Annotated in this window: 13 protein-coding genes; 6 read left to right on the top strand and 7 right to left on the bottom strand. The window is 41.1% G+C overall.

From position 1 onward, the window contains the following. Positions 1-76: 76 nt before the first annotated feature. Positions 77-1,375 (bottom strand): serine hydrolase domain-containing protein, encoded by a 1,299-nt coding sequence (locus CDG55_RS13250; RefSeq protein WP_005162848.1) that lies wholly within the window; start codon positions 1,373-1,375, stop codon positions 77-79. Between the two features lie 239 nt (positions 1,376-1,614). On the opposite strand from CDG55_RS13250, the gene rpsO reads away from it, so the two are divergent. The 4 genes from rpsO to CDG55_RS13230 all read left to right on the top strand — a co-directional run bounded on the left by rpsO (position 1,615) and on the right by CDG55_RS13230 (position 7,175). Further along, positions 1,615-1,884 (top strand): 30S ribosomal protein S15, encoded by a 270-nt coding sequence (gene rpsO / locus CDG55_RS13245; RefSeq protein WP_004637724.1) that lies wholly within the window; start codon positions 1,615-1,617, stop codon positions 1,882-1,884. A gap of 269 nt (positions 1,885-2,153) precedes the next feature. Further along, complete coding sequence (gene pnp / locus CDG55_RS13240) at positions 2,154-4,244, top strand: polyribonucleotide nucleotidyltransferase (RefSeq protein ID WP_171287561.1); 2,091 nt, start codon at positions 2,154-2,156, stop codon at positions 4,242-4,244. Positions 4,245-4,488: 244 nt separating this feature from the next. Continuing rightward, positions 4,489-5,811: a dicarboxylate/amino acid:cation symporter gene (locus tag CDG55_RS13235; protein WP_004659222.1), complete on the top strand. Its 1,323-nt coding sequence runs from the start codon at positions 4,489-4,491 to the stop codon at positions 5,809-5,811. A gap of 140 nt (positions 5,812-5,951) precedes the next feature. Continuing rightward, positions 5,952-7,175 carry a magnesium transporter CorA family protein gene (locus CDG55_RS13230; RefSeq protein ID WP_087536916.1) on the top strand — a complete coding sequence of 408 codons (1,224 nt, stop codon included), beginning with the start codon at positions 5,952-5,954 and terminating at the stop codon, positions 7,173-7,175. A gap of 29 nt (positions 7,176-7,204) precedes the next feature. Here the strand turns inward: CDG55_RS13230 and CDG55_RS13225 are convergent, their stop codons facing one another. The 6 genes from CDG55_RS13225 to CDG55_RS13200 all read right to left on the bottom strand — a co-directional run bounded on the left by CDG55_RS13225 (position 7,205) and on the right by CDG55_RS13200 (position 16,374). Then, a complete protein-coding gene (locus tag CDG55_RS13225) occupies positions 7,205-7,531 on the bottom strand; it encodes a chaperone modulator CbpM (protein WP_004680669.1) in 327 nt (108 codons plus the stop codon). An 11-nt stretch (positions 7,532-7,542) separates the two neighbouring features. After that, positions 7,543-8,508: a DnaJ C-terminal domain-containing protein gene (locus tag CDG55_RS13220; protein WP_087536917.1), complete on the bottom strand. Its 966-nt coding sequence runs from the start codon at positions 8,506-8,508 to the stop codon at positions 7,543-7,545. 254 nt (positions 8,509-8,762) lie between these two features. Beyond that, positions 8,763-9,638: an Hsp33 family molecular chaperone HslO gene (locus tag CDG55_RS13215; protein ID WP_087536918.1), complete on the bottom strand. Its 876-nt coding sequence runs from the start codon at positions 9,636-9,638 to the stop codon at positions 8,763-8,765. 119 nt (positions 9,639-9,757) lie between these two features. After that, entirely contained in the window at positions 9,758-11,575 is a 1,818-nt protein-coding gene (locus tag CDG55_RS13210; RefSeq protein ID WP_087536919.1) for a cation:proton antiporter, read from the bottom strand. Between the two features lie 308 nt (positions 11,576-11,883). Further along, the gene (locus CDG55_RS13205) at positions 11,884-13,998 is read right to left on the bottom strand and encodes a TonB-dependent siderophore receptor (protein ID WP_087536920.1); all 2,115 of its coding nucleotides are present in this window, start codon (positions 13,996-13,998) and stop codon (positions 11,884-11,886) included. A 135-nt stretch (positions 13,999-14,133) separates the two neighbouring features. Next, a complete protein-coding gene (locus tag CDG55_RS13200) occupies positions 14,134-16,374 on the bottom strand; it encodes a primosomal protein N' (protein WP_087536933.1) in 2,241 nt (746 codons plus the stop codon). Between the two features lie 146 nt (positions 16,375-16,520). On the opposite strand from CDG55_RS13200, the gene gspF reads away from it, so the two are divergent. Then, positions 16,521-17,726: a type II secretion system inner membrane protein GspF gene (gspF, locus tag CDG55_RS13195; protein ID WP_087536921.1), complete on the top strand. Its 1,206-nt coding sequence runs from the start codon at positions 16,521-16,523 to the stop codon at positions 17,724-17,726. Positions 17,727-17,749: 23 nt separating this feature from the next. Further along, positions 17,750-18,319: a type II secretion system major pseudopilin GspG gene (gene gspG, locus CDG55_RS13190; protein ID WP_087536922.1), complete on the top strand. Its 570-nt coding sequence runs from the start codon at positions 17,750-17,752 to the stop codon at positions 18,317-18,319. Positions 18,320-18,363 lie beyond the last annotated feature (44 nt).

Genomic DNA, 18,363 nt, shown 5'->3' with positions numbered 1-18,363 from the left:
AAATGAAAAGAACCTTGAATAACGCGCAAAAGCCCAAGTCTGACTTGGGCTCTTTTTTTGCTGCGATCAAATTGAATTAGACGATGTCTGCCTCGTGTCGATCTGTTGCGAATAATGAACGACGTTGATTCTTTGGAATCTTCGAGCAGTTTGTTGAGATTTGATATAATGTTTTGGCAAGAGCAGGGAGGTGTGTCCCAACGACAGATTTTCCTGTGGTAAGCAACGATACACTAATATCACGCTCTGGATCTGCCCAACATAAAATATTAGAAAAACCAATGTGCCCAAAAGCCTGGCCAGTCATTGGACCAAATAAACCGACTGGATTACTACCAAGCATTGGACCTAACGCATAACGCATTGGGGCGAGTAGAGTACGGTCTATGCTTGTTCCTGATGTTGGTAGGGTTGAGCGAAATACAGTTTTTGCGCTCATGATCTCTTTACCCTGATACTCACCACCGCTGAGTAACATTTCAAAAAAACGACCGATTTGTTCAGCGCTGGTATAAATGTTTCCAGCAGGACAAATGGTATCCATGAAACGAGTATCGTTGGTTACATCCACTGCAAGTTGTAAACCGCCACCAAGTACATGATTAAGATAATGGTCTGTACCTAAGCTTGGGTGAATTCCTGTGGCATAGTTTAGTGCAACATTATCTCGATATTGTGGTTTCAAACCATAGTTGAAATAATCCATCCCCATTGGTTTTTCAATATTTTCAGCTAAAAACTCACGTACGCTTTGTCCAGTTACACGCTGAACGATTTCACCTAGGATATAACCCGCGGTAACAGCGTGATAAGCAAGGTGTGTCCCTGATGGCGAAACAGGTTTAGCTGCGCAAAGTACTTTTAAGATTTCTTCTTGGTTAAATAAAAGTTCTGGTGTGACTTCTGTATCAATGCGTGGAATCCCGCCACGGTGAGAAAGCAAATGGAAAATAGTCGCACGACGTTTACCATTGACCCCATATTCAGGAATATAGTAGCTAATCGGATCGAGCAGATTTAAATCACCGCGCTCATCCAACATATGGATCAGCATTGCTGTAATCATTTTTGATGCAGAGAATAAACATACAGGCGTATCAGGCGTACCAATTTTTGCATCCGCGGCTAAGCCATCTGGGGAGTTACCCTGTGCATAACCAATACTGCGGTTCAGTAAAATTTGTCCTTGACGTCGCAAACATAATGTAACGAGTGGATAGTTTCCTGTTTTATACAGGCATTCAACGCTATTCCAGATCTTTTGAATCTGCTTTTCAGTCATTCCACCCAATTCAGCCGCAACTTCATCTTTTGAGCGAATCACTTGATTTAAGTCATTTGGTACATAACAAGTATTGGTTGATAAAATTTTCACGATTCCCTCGCAATATTTTCGTTTTCTTTCATCTCTGTCATAAATTGAAAACAGATATCCCATAGTGTGCCTATTTTGTTCAATGCTGTCAGCTGCCGAAATGCCAGCAAAGTTAAAACATTTTTGCAATATGGTGATAGATCACTTAAAATAGGCGACTTGCTGTAGTGATGCACGGCAGTCAGTTGCTTGCAACTGATCATTATCATTTTATTTTTTAAGCATCTCGGAGAAATCGAATGGCTTTAACTAACGCAGATCGCGCAGAGATCATTGCTAAATTTGCTCGTGCAGAAAACGACACTGGTTCACCTGAAGTACAAGTTGCTTTATTGACTGCTCAAATCAATGATTTGCAAGGTCACTTTAAAGAACACAAACATGACCACCACAGCCGTCGTGGTTTGATTCGTATGGTTAACCAACGTCGTAAATTACTTGACTATTTAAATGGTAAAGATCACGGTCGTTATGTTGCTTTGATCGGCGCATTAGGTTTACGTCGTTAATTCGATTTGGCTTTATTTTCGGTATTTCGCATGTTGCAATGCTTTAACGCTGAAAACAAAGTTTCGCCTGATTTAAGTTAGGCGAGTTTTAGAAGGGGCGCATGTTCGCTCCTTCTTTGTGTTTAAATTTATTTAAAAATTTTGATCTGGTGCGATGGCTTCTAAGCTTTGTCATTTATCCACACATGAGTTGTGGTCTGAATGCCAAACCTTAGGGGTCTCACTAGAATAACTTTTTAAAAGAAACTAGGAAAATATAATACATGTCAATGTTTAATATCGTTCGTAAAGAATTTCAATTTGGTCAGCACCAAGTTGTTTTAGAAACGGGTCGTGTTGCACGTCAAGCAAATACAGTTTTAATCACCATGGGTGGTGTCACTGTGCTTGTTGCGGTTGTGGCTCAACCAACAGCAAAAGCGGGTCAAGATTTCTTCCCACTGACCGTTAACTATCAAGAAAAACAATATGCTGCAGGTCGTATCCCTGGTGGTTATGGCAAGCGCGAAGGTCGTGCGTCTGAAGCTGAAACTTTAATTTCTCGTTTGATTGACCGTCCAATTCGTCCGTTGTTCCCAGAAGGTTACTTCAACGAAATTCAAGTCACAGCAACAGTTGTGTCTTCTGATAAAACCATGGATGCTGACATTGCTGCAATGTTGGGTACATCTGCTGCCTTGTCGATTGCGGGCACACCTTTCCGTGGTCCAATCGGTGGTGCGCGTGTTGGTTTAATCAATGGTGAATATGTTCTTAACCCAACGTTAGAACAACTTGCACAGTCTGATCTTGACCTTGTGGTTGCAGGTACAGAATCAGCGGTGTTAATGGTTGAATCTGAAGCGAAAGAACTTTCAGAAGACCAAATGTTAGGCGCAGTACTTTTCGGTCATGACGAAATGCAAATTGCTGTACAAGCTATCAAAGAATTTGCTGCTGCAGTTGGTGCGAAAGAATCAGAGTGGGTTGCTCCAACACACAACGAAGAATTACGTGCGAAATTAAAAGAAGCTTTTGAAGCAAAAATTTCAGAAGCGTATACCATTGCAGTGAAACAAGATCGTTATGCAGCTTTGGATGCACTGTATGCAGAAGCGAAAGCGCAATTCGTTCCTGAAGAAGATGTGGATGGCATCGCTGACGAAGTGGACTTCCTGTTTGAAGACCTTAAATACCGTACTGTACGTGACAATATCTTGTCTGGTAAGCCACGTATTGATGGTCGTGACACCAAAACCGTTCGTGGTATCGATGTTCAGGTAGGCGTATTGGACCGTGCCCACGGTTCAGCATTGTTTACCCGTGGTGAAACTCAGGCACTTGTAACTGCAACTTTAGGTAATACACGTGATGCATTGATGGTTGATACCTTAGCGGGTACGAAAACTGACAACTTCATGTTGCATTATAACTTCCCAGCTTACTCTGTAGGTGAAACGGGTCGTGAATCAGGTCCTAAGCGTCGCGAAATTGGTCACGGTCGTTTAGCTCGTCGTGGTGTACAAGCGGTTCTTCCACCTGTTGATCGTTTCCCTTACGTACTTCGTATCGTATCTGATATTACTGAATCAAATGGTTCATCTTCTATGGCGTCTGTTTGTGGTGCATCTCTTGCACTTATGGATGCAGGTGTTCCACTTAAAGCGCCAGTTGCTGGTATTGCAATGGGCTTAGTGAAAGAAGGTGAGCGTTTCGCAGTTCTTTCTGACATTTTAGGTGACGAAGACCACCTTGGTGATATGGACTTTAAAGTAGCAGGTTCGGCAAACGGTATTACTGCGCTTCAAATGGACATCAAGATCGAAGGTATTACTGAAGAGATCATGGAAGTTGCATTAAACCAAGCTTTTGCTGGTCGTATGCATATCCTGAATGAAATGAATAAAGTCATTTCACGTGCTCGTCCTGAAATTTCAATGCATGCTCCTACTTTTGAAGTGATCAGCATTAACCCAGACAAGATTCGTGATGTCATTGGTAAAGGTGGCGCAACGATTCGTGCTATTACAGAAGAGACTAAAGCTGCGATTGATATCGAAGACAATGGTACAGTTCGTGTATTTGGTGAAACTAAAGCTGCTGCCCGTGCTGCGATTGCAAAAATCCAAGCGCTTACTGCTGAAGTTGAACCAGGTAAGATCTATGATGGTAAAGTAATCCGTATCGTTGAGTTTGGTGCGTTTGTAAACATCATGCCAGGTACTGATGGTTTACTTCACATTTCGCAAATCTCAAATGAGCGTATTGCAAACGTGACTGACGTATTGAAAGAAGGTCAAGATGTGAAAGTACAGGTTGCGGATGTTGACAACCGTGGTCGTATCAAGTTGACAATGAAAGATATTGAGCAAGCTCAATAATAGCAATACTTTTGATTAAAAAAAGCGCATTGTTTTTACAATGCGCTTTTTTATTAACTAGATGAAAACTATAAATATAAATTGTCGAAACAATAAACATAAAATTATTTTATATTAGACATTAGTCGAGTGCTTAAATTGTGAGGATTACAATTAACGTAGAATTCCCCAAATTTCCGCTCCTGCCGTTTTAGATAGACTGTCGGAAGTCTATTTGTTATCCCAATATGAAGGAATATTGCACATGCATATCGATCATGCCGCCACAGGTCAAGATGACCAGCAGCCGCCAAAGAAACCCAAGTTTTATCAAATTCTTTACGTACAAGTGATCTTCGCAATTGTTGCAGGGATATTGTTAGGTCATTTTTTTCCTGAATTTGGTGAAAGCTTAAAACCGCTTGGTGAAGCCTTCATTAAAATGGTGAAAATGATTATTGCACCCGTAATTTTCTTGACTGTTGTGACAGGAATTGCTGGGATGAAAAATCTCGGCAGCGTTGGACGAGTCACGGGTAAAGCGATGATTTACTTCCTGACCTTTTCAACATTGGCGTTAGTCGTCGGGTTAATTGTTGGGAATGTGATTCAACCAGGTCATGGGTTAAATATCGATCCAAGTACGTTACACAGCACTAAAGTTGATGAATATGCAGCTAAAGCGCATGAATCAACTATTACAGGTTTCTTGATGAATATCATCCCAGATACATTGGTGAGTCCATTTGTATCAGGTCAAATTCTTCAAGTTTTGTTTGTCGCAGTCTTATTTGGTTTGGCACTTGCTAAATCAGGCGATTTGGGTCGTCCAATTACTGACTTCTTACAACAATTAACCAATCCTGTATTCACTTTAGTGGGTATGTTGATGAAGTTTGCACCTATTGGTGCATTTGGTGCGATGGCATTTACCATTGGCGCTTATGGGATCAGTTCAATTGGGAACTTGATGTTATTAATCGCAACTTTCTACATCACTGCTTTACTTTTTGTCATTGTTATCTTGGGTGCAGTCGCTCGTTATAATGGTTTTTCGATTATCGACCTGATCCGTTATATCAAAGATGAACTCTGGTTGGTTCTTGGTACAAGTTCATCAGAAGCAGCACTCCCATCATTGATGGCGAAAATGGAAAAAGCAGGCTGTGAAAAATCGGTTGTAGGTTTAGTAATTCCGACAGGATATTCATTTAACTTGGATGGCACCAATATTTACATGACATTGGCGGCATTATTCATTGCACAAGCATGTAATATTGAATTGACACTCACTCAACAAGTGACAATTTTATTGGTGGCTATGCTTAGTTCTAAAGGTGCTGCGGGGATCACGGGCGCAGGCTTTATCACTTTGGCTGCAACGCTTTCTGTTGTTCCTGCGATTCCAGTTGCGGGAATGGCGTTGATCCTTGGTATTGATCGCTTTATGTCTGAATGCCGTGCTTTAACCAATTTAGTTGGTAATGCTTGCGCAACGATTGTTGTTGCAAAATGGGATAAGGCATTAGATAAAGAGCAACTCGACCAAGCCTTAAAGCATGGTGTGGTACTAAACAAAGAAGTTTAATACCCCTTAATTTGAAAAAGCCTCGATGCCTCGCATACGAGGCTTTTTCATGTCATTTGATTTTGATAATAGAATAAACATAGCTTTTTATTGTGCTTCATGGCAGCATTTCTATAGATTTTCAAACTTATCTCGACTCTATGCAGCTTTATTATTTTTATCGTCATAACAGTGAAAATACGATTTTTATTAGCGTGGAACAACAAACAGAACATACGCTTGAGTTTTTATGGGTTGATAGTTTGAGACAGGATTTGGTTAATCATACCGATTCTTGGCAAAAAAATATTTATGAGCATACAGGTGTGGTGCTTAACGAATTTCATATGCGCGATTTGCTCAATATTGAACATCCTTGTGCTTTCGACAGTGTCGAGGAATATGACCTGCTGGTGTTCCGCAAACTGATTAGCCCAGACGACCAGATTTATGAAAGTGACAATGCTTTAGAATCTCATGAAAGTATTTTTGGCCTAGCAACTACACCGATGGGTTTTATTCTAACGCCGAATATTTTGGTGAGTGTGAGGGAGCAGGGAAATAAAGCAATCGAAAGCTATATTCAACGTATTCAAGTAATTATGGGTCGTCCGATTGCTGAACAAAATAAGCCGAGAAAATTAGCCAGTACACCTGCCGATTTATGCTTACGCTTATTGAACAGCATGATTGATGGCTATTTGAATTTACGTACGCCCTTGACCCGTCGTGTTGAATATTGGCAACAGCAACTTTTGCAGGGCAACCGCCGTTTTAAACAGTGGCATCAATTGTTTCATGAAGATATGGCTTTCCAGCAAATTGAAAATTTATGTGAGGAACAAATAGAGACCTTGCAGGAGTTCCGAGATGAACTGGTGGATAATTATCATCATGTGATGGGGGAACATAAGCATAAGAATCAAGACATTCTCTTGGTTCGTCTCAATGATTTAATGAGCCATGTAGAGCGTGTTCAAAAACATACCTTGCGTTTAAGAAATGCGATTCAATCGGCGATTGATTTACATTTTTCAGCTATTGCGAATCAAACCAATGAAAATATGCGGATTTTGGCAATTATTACGGCAATATTTGCACCCTTGACTTTGCTGACGGGAATTTACGGAATGAACTTTGAGTTTATTCCAGGATTAAAGTCACCTGTTGGTTTTTGGATTATGCTTGCAGTCATGTTAATGAGCACGGTGGCACTGTTGTACTATTTTTACCAGCAACATCTAGTAGGGCGGGGTGAACGGAGCGTAATTGATTTATTGGCGCAACAGCATAAACAACGAAATTTAAATTTACTTTGGTTCTTAGACTATGAACCAATTAAGCAAACACTCAAAGAAGTAGAAAAAATGACTAAACTTAAATAAAGCGTTTAGTCATATATATGGATGTTACCTTAGTGAAAATGTTTTAACTGCCTGCGGAGTTGCTGCACTTCATCAATCAGGTCCAGCATCACCGCAACTGCTGATAAGCTAGCATCGAAGTCACGTTGTAAACGATAAGCTCGACGTGCTCGGGCGACATCTTCACCGATAAACTGATAACTTTGTGGATCGACTTGGATTTGTAAAATTTCATAATCAATCAGTTTTAAAACCCAATCTGTACTTTGGCCACATGCTTCTGCAAAGTGTTCGAGATCAAGTGCCAATTGTTCATCAATAATTTCAACTTGGCAGTGACCGTCATATTGAATTTCTTTGTATTGAATAGTTGTCATGATCTTACTCCTTATGAGGCACGAGGTCGGAAAGTGGAGAAGGCTTCGGCAAACTGTTGATAAGCCTGTTGTTCTTGCTCACTGTGTGCTGGTGGTAAAACAATATTAATAATTAGATATAAATGCCCTGCGGTTTTATTTGGTATCCCTTTATCTTTGAGACGTAATTGTTGTCCATTTTTGGCATTTTTAGGTAAATTGACTTTGAGTTGCCCTGCGGGAGTATTGACTTCAATATTTTGTCCTAGAGCTGCTTCCCACGGACTCACATCAATAGTTTGATAGACATCAGCCCCTTCAATACGAATGCGGTCGGTATCTTTGTATTGGATTTCAATATAAAGATCACCATTTTCACCGCCATTGATACCACTTTGTCCTTGACCATTTAAGCGAATTTGCTGACCTTCTTTCATTCCTTTTGGAATCTTAACCTGTAAGGTTTTTCGCTGGACTTCAGGTTCACCATAGACGTTATAAGTTGGAATTTGCAAGGTAATCTGTTGGGTTGAACCGTGATAGGCAATATCTAAATCGACTTGAATACTAGCATGCTGATCTTCACCCCGATAGCTACGTTGTTGACGTTGCGAACGTTGTTGTCCGCCACCAAACCCTGCGCCAAAACGGCCGAATAAGTCTTCAAAACCACTAAAGTCTGTACCCCCATCGCCTGAACTTTGGTGATAGAACTGGGAACCATCAAAACCACCCGTACCTTGACCAAATCCACCTGTACCCTGGCCAAAGCCTGCAAAGCCCTGTGGATGATCCAGCATCTGATCGTATTCAGCCTTTTTAGTGGCATCACCCAAGGTATCGTAGGCGACATTAATCGCCTGCATTTTGGCTTCAGCATCTGCTTCTTTACTAATATCTGGATGATACTTCTTTGCTAATTTACGATAGGCTTTCTTGATTTCGTCTGCTGAGGCATCTCTTGAAACACCTAGCTCTTCATAATAATTTTTTGCCATGATCTTAAATATAATACTGAGATGTTTCTTTCATTATGAAACGAATTGGCAAGATTTCAATAGGCTGGATTGTATAAGAGTTGTTTTGTTGTTTTGGAAAAAATGCCAGCCCTCTGGCTTGGCTGACACCGATCATGATGTCCATCGAGCTATCACTTTAAGTGAGATAGAGTTTTGGGTAAATGTGTTATCCAGTAGACATTCATATCAAATAAAAAAAGACGGAAGCCCGTCTTTTTTATTTTACTTTTCAATTAACTTAAATGTTCACCAAATAAGCCTAAAGCTTCTTCTGCACTAAACTCATAACGTGCATTACAGAATTGGCAATCCATCTGGATTGGATTTTGTGCTTCTAGTGTTTCATGAACTGCATCCACACCAATTTGAATCAAAGCGTGGGCGCAGCGTTCCTTTGAACAGGTACAACCGAACTTTAACTGCTCAACTTCAGGTAAACGAACCTCTTCTTCGTTATACAAACGATAGAGAATTTCATTGGCTGAAAGATCCGTCAACTCCTCGGGTTTAAGGGTTTCAGTCAACATGGTCAAACGGGGCCACAGGTCTTCATCAACCAACTTTTGTTCTTCTTCATTATTACGAGGGAGTAGTTGGATTAATAAACCACCTGAACGTTGACCATTAGTTGCCAGTACGATATGTGTTGGAATCTGTGCAGACAAATCGTAATACTGCTTTAAACAACCTGCTAATGTCGGTTGATCAAATGGTACGATACCTTGGTAGCGTTCGCCGTGTTCAGGTTCGATATTGATGAACAGCACAGGGTTGCTCAGGGCAGCAAGCACGGTACGACTATCTTTACCTTCTGCGAAGCGCGGATCTTCTTCGTAATCTGCGAGCGCACGAACTTCACCTAAGTGATTGCATTCGGCCATAGCCCATTTAAATGTTCCGCTTGCTTGAATTTGTAAGCTAATACGACCACGAATCTTGAGTGTACTTGCAAGTAAGGCGGTTGCACTCAGCATTTCCCCCAAGAGACTTTGTACCGCAGGCATATATTCACGTTGCGCCAAAATGGTTTGTAGTGCTTCTTCCAAATGAACCACTTCACCACGAACAGGGCAGTCTTCAATAAAAAAGCGTTGGCGTAAATCAGACATATTTTTCTCCAGTGCTCCTTCGAGGGAGCGCAAAGCAACGCTTTGCTTTGTAACGCACTTCAGAATTTATAAAGAGGTGCATGGTTATGCAGTCAATAATGGTGTCAGTTTGCCAAAACTCAAGATGTTTCATTGAGTGATTTTGCATCACATTGTGTGTTTTGATCATTGCTCGCACGATCTAAAATCAAAGTTTTTGTATTTGCAAATAAATACTCAAGCTCGGCAATAGCACTTGGATGGTTTTTAATGATCTCTTGTTGATTAGAATTCCAATGTTGCTGCATAAGCCGTTCATCTTCTTGTTTAAAATGCATCATCAAATTTTGTGCTTCATCTTCGGGAAGGCCTGTTTCAACCAAGGTTTGCTGCGCCATACTTAAAGCAGATGCGTAGGTTTCACGCCAAATCTGTGAAATACCTAAATCATGAAGTAATCGTGCATGATGACGATCTCGAGCACGAACCAAAATGGTTAAATCTGGATAATTTAAACGCAGATGTCGTGCTAGATTCATGCTGTCCTCGACATCATCAATCGCAATAATCAGTAACTTACAGTATTCAATACCTGTAGCGCGTAGGTTTTCGATTTGTGTAACATCGGCATCAATAAAATGATGTCCATATTGTTCAATAAAGTCAGCATCAGGTTGGTTGCTATCAATCACGTTAAAGTGTTTGCCTTGCGCATGTAAAGCACGTGCAATGACTTGCCCAAAACGGCCAAATCCAATAATGAGAATTGGATGTTGTGGGATATCAGCATCAGCCACAGCGGCTTTATTTTTTTGCAGCATCGGTAAAATTTTCCGATTAAACAGTGCGTAAAGTAAAGGTGTGAATAGCATCGAACCCAAGATAATGAGAAATGTCGGTGCTAATAATTCTGTGCTAAGTAAATTTTCGCTTTCAGCTAGCTTGAGTAGAATTAAACTGAGTTCACCACTTTGTGCCAAGCTTACGGCAAATAAGGTACTAAATTTGGCATTGCGTTGTTGATAATAGCTGATCGCACCGATCACAACTGCTTTGATTAAGACCAATCCAAAGATTGAACCTAGAATCAAGAGTGGAGATTGGCTTAAAGGTGTCAATGAAAGCCCCAAGCCAATCGCCATAAAAAACAAGCCTGTCGCCGTATCTTTCAAGGGTTCTAGAATACGCTCAACTTCAACTTTAAATTCAGTCTCAGCAAGTAAAAGTCCAGCTAAAAAAGCAGCAATCAAAATATGAAGATTTAAAATATCCATAATTAGGATGACTGAAAGCAGGATGAATAAACTGAGCACAGCAATGAGATGGAGACTTTTTTTATGTACTAAGAAACGAAATATAGGACGAACTAAATAACGATTGGCTAAAAATAGACCTGAAATCGTAGCGATGAGCGCTGCAAAATAGGCGATTCCGTGTCGAGTAGAGGCTGTGTCTTCTAGCAAAGGAAAGAGTGCAATTAGAATGACGGTAATAAAAGCCTGCAATTGTAAGGTGGCTAAAGTAGCTTGTTCTAATTTATGGTTGCTTTGTTGTTTTTGTTGGAGTAGTTGTTGTGGAAGAATCAACGCGGAGAGCGCTAAAGCACATCCGAGCATCAGACTGTGCCACACTTGATCAAGCAGTAAGAAACATGCTCCAACTAGAAGGATCGTGATGATGAAGTATTGTAGGCCACTATTTTTTAGGATGCCTTTGCGTTCTCCCCATAGTTTTAGCGGGCGAAAAGCAAAGCCAATAAAGAACATCACGGCAATCATACCGAAATGCAGCAGTTGATTAATCAATTCAGGATCTTCAATCAAACCAGAAACACTAGAACTCAGCAAAAGCCCTGCAATCAGATAACCCAAGACAGTCGTGCCTGTGTAACGCTTCGCTAATGGAGCAAAAATTAAAGCTGCTGCCAGTAAAACAATAGCTTGTGGTAGGAATGACATGTTCTGCCTTGATCTGCTGATTTCTTTCAGCTGTTACATTAACTTAAAAATTGGGTGAGTTTGTAAGGGAAATATGAATTTTTCTTTTGGATTTTTATTTTTAAACGCTCTTGAGATGTACGCCTCCATGTCAAACGATATCACGTGAGTTTCATGGAGGTGCAGTATTTATAAAGTAGATGATGTTGTTGGGCGCAATAACCATTTCACAGAAGCATCAATTGAATGAGCCACTCAGAAAATGCATGGCTCATTCATATGAAAATAGGCACTTATTATTCTCAGAACAATAAATGTGAGGCAGTGGCTTAGTATTTAAATTTCACATTCAAACGAATCATACGAGGATCACCCCAATTTACTAATTGCGCATTTGGTGTCGTACCTGCTAGGTATTCTCGGTCAAAGAAGTTTTTAATAGTTAAGCCAGCTCCCCAATGTTTTGCCTCATAACCTGCATTAACATCAAACACTGTATAGCCTGGTAACTCAATATAGGCTGTTCCACGTTGTGCGGTACGTAAACCTTGATAGCGAATGCCTGCACCGATATTCCAGCCTAGTTTGTCAGGACTAAAATAATATTGAGTCGATAATGTTCCCGCATTTTTAGGTACATGGTTGGCTCTTTTCCCAATTTCACTTTCCGTTACACTTTCCATCACTTTCGCAGTTGGGATGTAACTATAAGTGGCAGATGCATTCCATTGATCCGTCAAAGATGCTGCCATTTCAGCTTCAAAGCCTTTGGTTTTTTGTTCACCTGTTTGGATGGAATAATCACCACTGGCATCTGATTCAGTTACATTTTTACGTGTGAGGTCATAATAAGCAACATAACCTTGCAAGCGTTGATTTAAGGCTTGAAGTTTAATACCGATTTCTGCTTGTTTACCTTCTTCAGGATCGAGTAATTCGCCATTTGCACCTGTATCTGTCACTGGCATAAATGAAGTCGCATAGCTGATATAAGGCGCAAACATATCATTGATGCGATACATGACAGAGGCACTACCTGTAAAGGCTTGATCAGAATTCTGTGTCGTGGTGTTTTTTAAGATGTTGTCAATTTCAACTTGAGTCCAGTCATGGCGTCCAGATAAGCCAATAATCCAGTTGTCATCAATCTTAATCGTATTGCGAAGATATAAACCTGCATATTGACTATAAGTCAGCTCTTGAGTTGGTGTACCCAGTTTTACGCTGGTAATACCATAACTTGGATTATCCGCATTGAATGAATTAATAGTATCTGTTCGGCGGTAATAATCACTACGCTCTTTCATCATATCCAAGCCAACCATGACATCATAATTGACTCGTCCAAAATTAAAGTTGCGCTGCAAATTACTATCCAACGCATAGTTGATATCTTGCTTATCTTGATTGTTAACTGCACGTTTAATGGTTGGCAATGTGGTATTGCTCGTAGCTAAAACGGCATCACCTTGAGTATCTGTTTTGGTGACAGCAAAGTTTTGTTTATAGGTCCAACCATTATCAAAATAATGTGCATAGTTTGCTCCAGCACGATAGACATCAACGTTATAGCCGTGATCTGGTTCACCAAAGAAAAGATTGTGTGAATAACTCTTATAGGTTGAACTATTGCCATGTGGAATGCCCTGTTGGCGAACATATTCACGGTGCTGATAACTGGCAATAACAGATAAATCGTCCTTTTCACCTAAATCAAAGTTATAAGACGGCGCAATGTAATAGTTTTTGAAATACACATAATCGGTTGGATCATCTTGATCAGAGACTCGACCAACGAGACGGAAAGCACCTTTCTCTGTGTTATTCGGTGCATAGTTAATATCAAAAGTGCCTTCTCTGAGATTGTAGCTACCATAGCTTAAAGTTCCCCGATAAGCGGTTTCTGCCTGTGGGCGCTTTGTGGTTAGGTTGACTAAACCACCAGGTAAAGCAAAACCGAAGCCAACAGAAGTAGGACCTTTGACGACCTCGATCGATTCTAAGCCTGAAATATCTTCTGCTCTTAGTACATTGTCTGATGTCTGTACTCGTAAACCATCAATATAGGTTTGTGAGCTTGAAATTTGTCCACGAATAATAAAATCATCCCAACCACGACGACCATATTGTCCAGAACTAACACCAGCCACGCCTTCTAAAGCTTCGGAAACGGTTTTTGCTTGTTTCTGCTCGATTTGCTGATTGGTTACCACACTAATTGATTGGGCTGTTTCAAATAAAGGGGCATTTGATCTGAGCACAGCTGTGGCAGTCTTTGCTGCATAGCTATTTTTTTCTTGTTTTTCTGCCTGAACTTTAATCTTCGGCAAGACCTGTGTTGAGGTAGAAGATGCGGTATCTTCCTGTTGTTCAGATTGTGCAAAGGTATTGGTTGCCATGACAGCAAGTATAGAAAAAGCGAGGGAGGATGTATGGAATCGCATGGTGAAATAATGATCTTGCAGAAATGCTAATTATAATCATTTTCATTTATAAAGTTAATGTTTATTACGAATAGTTTGATTTCTTTATTTTTTGGAAATGATTTTTAATATCACAAAATTTAATAAACCACTGATTTAACTAAACTCTTGTGGATCAACGTCAATCGAGAGTCTGAGCAGATGCTGACGCGGTAAATGTACCACTTGTTGCCACCATTGACGTAAATAAAAGTGCAGTTTGGCGCGATCAGTGGATAAAATCACCATATGCGCCCGATAACGACCAGCTTTACGTTCCATCGGTGCGGGAATGGGCCCCCAAATATCAACTAAATCTCCAGCCATTGTACGTAATTGTTGTGCAATATCTGCCAAGAATTGTTGGCTATAATCTCTGTCTTTAGATTCAACCCGAACCAATACTGCATAACGATAAGGTGGTAGCAGGGCAATTTTGCGATCAGCCAGCATTTGTTTGGCGACAGTACGATAATCATGTTCAATCAATGTGGTCAGCATCGGATGATCTGGACGCAAACTTTGCAAATAAACACTGCCTTTATGCTCACCACGACCAGCACGGCCAGCGACTTGCACAATCAGCTGTGCAGTTCGTTCAGGTGCACGTGGGTCAACACTGAGCAGTCCTGCATCAATATCTAAAATCGCAACAAGGGTAACATGCGGAAAATGATGGCCTTTGGCCAGCATTTGAGTGCCCAACAAAATGCTCGGTTTATTTTGCTGAATGCGATCATAGATTTTTTGCCAGCTACCGACTCGACTGGTGCTGTCACGATCGACCCGAATCACTTCATGATGTGGAAAAAGCTCCTGTACATGTTCTTCAAGTTTTGCTGTTCCTGCCCCAATCGTTTTTAAGCTTTGTTTCTGACATGCAGGACAATGATCAGGCAGACGATTGATGGTGCCGCAATGATGACAATGCAAATGATGGTAGGGCTGTGAATGCAAAGTAAAATGCGCATCACAATGTGGACAGTTGGCTTGCCAACCACAGCTTTCACACATCAGGATCGGCGCATAACCACGTCGATTTAAAAAGATCAGCACCTGCTCTTTACGCTCTAAAGTATGCTTAATCTGTTCGATCAAGGTTTGGCTGAGACCATGCTTCTTTTTTGCGACTTTTAAATCCACCACATACATTTTCGGCAGTACAGCGATGCCCGCACGCTGATTCAACTCAAGCAAATGTAACTTGCCCGATTCCACCAAGTGATAACTGTCAATACTTGGGGTGGCTGAACCGAGAATGACAGGGCAGTTTTGCAAATGGCCACGATACAACGCGACATCACGGGTATGATAGCGGAAACCTTCTTGCTGCTTAAAGGAAAGATCATGTTCCTCATCTAGAATGATTAAGCCCAAATGCGGCAGTGGGGTATAGATTGCTGAACGTGTGCCAATAATAATGGAAGCTTTGCCCGTTTGTGCATGTTGCCATGCCTGTAAACGTTTTGAGTCATTTAAACCTGAGTGCAGTAAAGCCACATCGCAATGAAACCGTGACTTAAAACGAGCGACCGTTTGCGGGGTTAGGCCAATTTCAGGCACCAGTACCAATACTTGTTTGCCTTGTTTTAACACCTCATGCATGACTTGCAAATAAACTTCAGTTTTACCACTGCCAGTCAAACCATCGAGTAAAAATGCCTGATAGTGATGTTGTGCTTTGAGGATCTGTTGAATGGCTTTCTTTTGATCTTCGTTCGGTGTTAAAGGCACTTGAGCCAATTGTACAGGTGTAGGGGTGAAATCATGCGGTTCTAGGCAGCATTCAACCAAGCCCTTTTTTTCTAATGCCTTTAAAGTTGAGGTTTCTACACCACTCAGGTTAAGTATATTCTCGGTAGCTCCATGTGGATGAAGTTTTAACACCTGATAGGCATCATACTGTTTTTGAGAGCGTTTTAATAAGGCATTCGGGTCATTGTGAGGGATGATTTTCCATAAATGAAACAGAATGTCTAAGGCGCGACCTTGTCTTAATAAAGTAGGCAGGGCACTTTGCATCACTTCACCAATCGGGAATTGGTAATATTGGGCTGACCATGTCAACAAAGTTAAAACTTGTTGGTCTAAAATCGATTCCTGATCGAGTAATTCTGTGATGGGTTTAAGTTTGAATTGCCCTGTAAATGCTTCGTTTGGATCAACTTTCTCCGTAATGATTCCCACGAGATTTTGCCGTCCAAAAGAAATCGCGACACGTGCACCGATTTGAGCTTGTGCGTATTGTTCAGCGCTGACCGTGTAGTCAAACGTGTCGTAAACATAAACGGGTATTGCAACTCGAATACGGTACAGAATCGCGTTAGAATTTTCGGTAGGCATATAGGCTTCATTCATGGGTAAAATGGCATGACTGCATGTCATGGAATTATGCTAAAGTGCGAAGTGTTATGTCGATGAATTTCTTGTGAAACTCTCAGGTTTCATTTCAAACACGGATGCAACTGTAACAACAACTATTTTGGGACAATTAGAACAGAACCATGCCTGCTTATCAATTTACTGCGCTTGATGCCTCTGGAAAGCAACATAAAGGTGTGCTGGAAGGGGATTCTGCACGCCAAATTCGTCAACAGTTACGCGATAAAGCATGGACACCCATTGCGGTCGATGCCGTTGAGCAAAAAGACAAACAGCAACAACGCTCATGGTTTAAAAAAAGCTTTAGTGCCTATGATCTGGCGTTGATGACCCGTCAGCTTTCAGTCTTGGTCGCTGCAGGAATTCCACTTGAAGAAGCACTGCGTGCAGTGAGTAAACAAAGTGAAAAATCACATGTGCAAAACCTATTAATTGCCGTACGATCCAAGGTTTTGGAAGGACATTCACTGGCGAAAAGTATGCAGCAGTCGGGGCGATTCCCTGAACTGTATATTGCAACGGTTGCGGCAGGTGAGCGTTCAGGCCATCTTGATCTGATTTTAGATCAGCTTTCGGATTACACCGAAAATCGTTTTGCTATGCAAAAGAAAATTCAGGGCGCGATGATTTATCCGATTGTACTGATGTTGATGTCTTTCGGAATTGTGATGGGTCTAATGACCTATGTCGTGCCTGAAATCGTCAAGACTTTTGAGCAAAGTAAAGAAGCCTTGCCATGGATCACGGTTGCCTTGATGAAAGCCAGTGCTTTTATTCGGCATACTTGGATTGCTATGCTGATTCTCGCTTTTATTGCCATGATTCTGTTTACTCGTTTCCTCAGAACGACTGCAGGGCATTATACATTTGACCGATTAACACTCAGATTGCCAATATTTGGTAAACTCTCGCGTGGTATCAATGCAGCACGTTTTGCTAGTACGCTGTCGATTTTGACCCGTTCAGGTGTACCTTTGGTTGAAGCGTTACGCATTGGCGCGGAAGTCAGCAATAACTGGGTGATTCGCGATGCGATTGAAGTGGCGATGGAGCGTGTAACAGAAGGTGGTAATTTAGCAACACAATTAGAGCGTTGCGGTTATTTTCCACCCATGATGGTACAAATGATTCGAAGTGGTGAAACGTCAGGTGAACTTGATCGCATGTTGGACCGTGCATCTACTATGCAGGATCGTGAGGTGACGACCTTTATTTCTACATTACTGGCCTTGCTTGAACCCTTGATGCTGATTTTTATGGCGGCAATTGTATTGGTGATTGTGATTGCAGTAATGTTGCCAATTATTAATATGAACAATATGATCTGATGAGTAAGATGTAAGAGATGAATATGAATAATTTAATAGATAAACACAATGTTGGACGTAGCTTGAATACTTCTACCCTCGCGGAATCTTGCAACTCAGAGTCCGAGTATAATCTTAATCCAGCCACTCGAAGCACAGCTTCTCGCCTTGCGGCAGGGTCGAGCGTTGCTCGAATGAATCGTGCCTCAGGATTTACCCTTATTGAGGTGATGGTTGTTATTGTAATTCTAGGTGTTTTGGCTGCGCTGATTGTACCCAATGTGATGGGACGTGGAGAAAAAGCCAAAGTTGATACCACTAATATTACACTCAAAGGTGTTGCTGGTGCTTTGGATCAATATAAGCTTGATAATGGTCGTTATCCATCGATGCAAGATGGTGGTTTAGATGCTTTGGTCAACAAACCTGCGGCTGCTAAAAACTGGTTGCCAGGTGGTTATGTTAAAGGTGGTTATCCAAAAGACAGTTGGGAAAATGATGTTCAATATGTGATTCCTGGCCGTGAAGGTCGCGCGTTTGATTTATATTCGTTTGGTGCGGATGGTAAAGAAGGCGGCGAGGGTAATGATGCCGATATTTATTATCAGCCATAATGCTTGAATAAAATATCACTTCATTTTTTGATTAAATAAATCAA

This window comes from Acinetobacter sp. WCHA45 (assembly GCF_002165255.2).
Taxonomy (GTDB): Bacteria; Pseudomonadota; Gammaproteobacteria; order Pseudomonadales; family Moraxellaceae; genus Acinetobacter.
The sequence above is the reverse complement of the archived record's forward strand: the minus strand, read 5'-3'. Positions and strand labels throughout refer to the sequence as shown.

What these genes read in the sequence shown, in the direction of transcription:
- rpsO (WP_004637724.1), top strand. Translation starts at nt 1,615, where the DNA reads ATGGCTTTAACTAACGCAGATCGCGCAGAGATCATTGCTAAATTTGCT.
- pnp (WP_171287561.1), top strand. Translation starts at nt 2,154, where the DNA reads ATGTTTAATATCGTTCGTAAAGAATTTCAATTTGGTCAGCACCAAGTT.
- CDG55_RS13235 (WP_004659222.1), top strand. Translation starts at nt 4,489, where the DNA reads ATGCATATCGATCATGCCGCCACAGGTCAAGATGACCAGCAGCCGCCA.
- CDG55_RS13230 (WP_087536916.1), top strand. Translation starts at nt 5,952, where the DNA reads ATGCAGCTTTATTATTTTTATCGTCATAACAGTGAAAATACGATTTTT.
- CDG55_RS13225 (WP_004680669.1), bottom strand. Translation starts at nt 7,531, where the DNA reads ATGACAACTATTCAATACAAAGAAATTCAATATGACGGTCACTGCCAA.
- CDG55_RS13220 (WP_087536917.1), bottom strand. Translation starts at nt 8,508, where the DNA reads ATGGCAAAAAATTATTATGAAGAGCTAGGTGTTTCAAGAGATGCCTCA.
- CDG55_RS13215 (WP_087536918.1), bottom strand. Translation starts at nt 9,638, where the DNA reads ATGTCTGATTTACGCCAACGCTTTTTTATTGAAGACTGCCCTGTTCGT.
- CDG55_RS13210 (WP_087536919.1), bottom strand. Translation starts at nt 11,575, where the DNA reads ATGTCATTCCTACCACAAGCTATTGTTTTACTGGCAGCAGCTTTAATT.
- CDG55_RS13205 (WP_087536920.1), bottom strand. Translation starts at nt 13,998, where the DNA reads ATGCGATTCCATACATCCTCCCTCGCTTTTTCTATACTTGCTGTCATG.
- CDG55_RS13200 (WP_087536933.1), bottom strand. Translation starts at nt 16,374, where the DNA reads ATGAATGAAGCCTATATGCCTACCGAAAATTCTAACGCGATTCTGTAC.
- gspF (WP_087536921.1), top strand. Translation starts at nt 16,521, where the DNA reads ATGCCTGCTTATCAATTTACTGCGCTTGATGCCTCTGGAAAGCAACAT.
- gspG (WP_087536922.1), top strand. Translation starts at nt 17,750, where the DNA reads ATGAATAATTTAATAGATAAACACAATGTTGGACGTAGCTTGAATACT.